This window comes from Microcystis sp. M53598_WE2 (genome assembly GCF_030067735.1).
GTDB lineage: Bacteria > Cyanobacteriota > Cyanobacteriia > Cyanobacteriales > Microcystaceae > Microcystis > Microcystis aeruginosa.
The window spans coordinates 1-1156 of sequence record NZ_JASJFE010000564.1 but is presented as its reverse complement, the minus strand read 5'-3'; the positions used below and the strand labels follow the sequence as shown (position 1 = coordinate 1156).

The following is a 1156-nucleotide window of genomic DNA, read 5'->3' as shown; positions in this document are numbered from 1 at the left end:
TAAAGTATTTAACCAATTGATTAAATCTTCAACCGTAGAGAAATCGAATAAAGCTTCTCTCTCACAAGTCCAGAAAACGGGTTTCTCGAAAAAAACCGTTTTCTAAATAGTTTCTCAAAGAAACCCGTTTTCTAAATAGAAACCCCTTTTCTCAGTTGAGATTGCTTCTGCGCCTTTTTCTGATTTTTCTTGCCAAGTACCGTGAAAACTGGGAGGGATAACACTGGGTAATTGCAGACAGCAAAGGGGGTCTTTTTCTAACTGCTGACTATCATAGATTCTCACTTGGCTGCTGTGATTATTGCCGTCGTAAACCACGACGATTAACCATCCCGTTTCTGGAGATAAACCATCGCAGACAAAAATCGGTTCACTTCCATAACAGTTATTTTCTAGATAAGCAATAGTTAACTTACCTGTGGAGTGATTATAACAAGCGGGAAGTCCGATAATTTCCCGACGAATATCGCTATCGGGACGATGGACAGCTAAAAAAGTATTTTGCCATTTTTGTCCCACCAGCTGCGGGGAAACCACGGGAAAATCACAGCTTAAATCCGAGAGAATTTCCTGATTAATCACCTTTGCTGATAGGGGATTAATAGTAATACTTGCTAATTTTCCGATGGCTAAGGTTTCGGTTTCACCCGTGGCAACTTCTTTTAAAAATTGATTAGTTTTAAAGTCGTCATAACGGACAAAAACAATTTCAAGATTGCCTTGGTCATTCACACAACCATTAGCGAAGTGCCATTGAAACCATGAATCTGTAACACTTTCACTGACTAATTGCAGAGAATCTCGCTCAAAAATTAGTATTCTTGTTCCTAATTCTGGCTGCCACTGCATGGCATCACTAAAAGTTTTAAATCCCAACAGTATCGATAATTTATCCGCTTTTATTGGTGGGACGAAAAAGACGAGATACTGTCCTGCTAAAACAAAGTCATGCAGCAGAGACAATCTATCTAACTCAAAAGTGTTTTTCTGGATAATTTGACCAGTGGAGTCAGACTTATAGAGATTTAAACTAACTTTGGCACTGATTGTCACCCCGAAATTAAAAATCTCTCCTCTGGACAAATCTAGCTTAGGATGAGCGGAAAAAGTTTCCTTTGCTTGTAAGCTAGATAAATTATCTAAACCTAGGGTTTCT

Annotated in this window: 1 protein-coding gene; it reads right to left on the bottom strand. The window is 38.7% G+C overall.

Annotated features, from left to right (window positions below):
* Positions 1-114: 114 nt before the first annotated feature.
* On the bottom strand, positions 115-1156 hold a 1042-nt coding region (locus PX636_RS11475), incomplete at its 5' end, for a carotenoid oxygenase family protein (protein ID WP_288117260.1).